General features: G+C 41.7%; 1 protein-coding gene. It reads right to left on the bottom strand.

Annotation, left to right across the window (positions count from 1 at the left end; genetic code table 11):
- Positions 1–40: 40 nt before the first annotated feature.
- A complete protein-coding gene (locus R7R24_RS30210) occupies positions 41–496 on the bottom strand; it encodes an RNA-binding protein (protein ID WP_005480876.1) in 456 nt (151 codons plus the stop codon).
- Positions 497–525 lie beyond the last annotated feature (29 nt).

Here is a 525-nt window from a genome sequence, read left to right as displayed (position 1 = left end):
CAAGAAGATGCACTGAACATTTGTCTGGCGAAATTAGGATTTAATCCAGTTCAGATTTATCGCCATCTGGGTGTTTCGGATCGTTAGCAATACGAACTTTAAGTGTTCGCTCCATATATTCCCTTTCATTTAACTTCGCGATAGCCGGTTCTGCATCAGCAGCGGCCATAACGACAAAACCAAACCCTCTTCTTTTACCTGTGCGTTTATCTTTCATTAAGCGCACAGCAAATACCTGCCCATACTCTGCAAATAAATCACGAACGTGACTCTCATTTGCTTTGTAAGGAAGGTTACCGACATACAGCGTTTTAGTTGAAGGATCAGATTCCGTTGGTTGAATAGAAGGTGTTTGGCTCGAAAATGAAAATAGAAAAGCAGTAGCGGCAACACCGATAAGAAAGCTCAAAGCTGGTGGAATAGCGAATTGAGAGAATAGCACTCCCCCAATGACGGCCAGCCCGGCAGATAGGATCAGATTTTTTTTAGACGTCATTTTGATTACTACATATAGATAATAAAGAG

Source organism: Vibrio sp. 704 (genome assembly GCF_033339295.1).
This window is presented reverse-complemented; position numbering and strand designations above follow the sequence as displayed.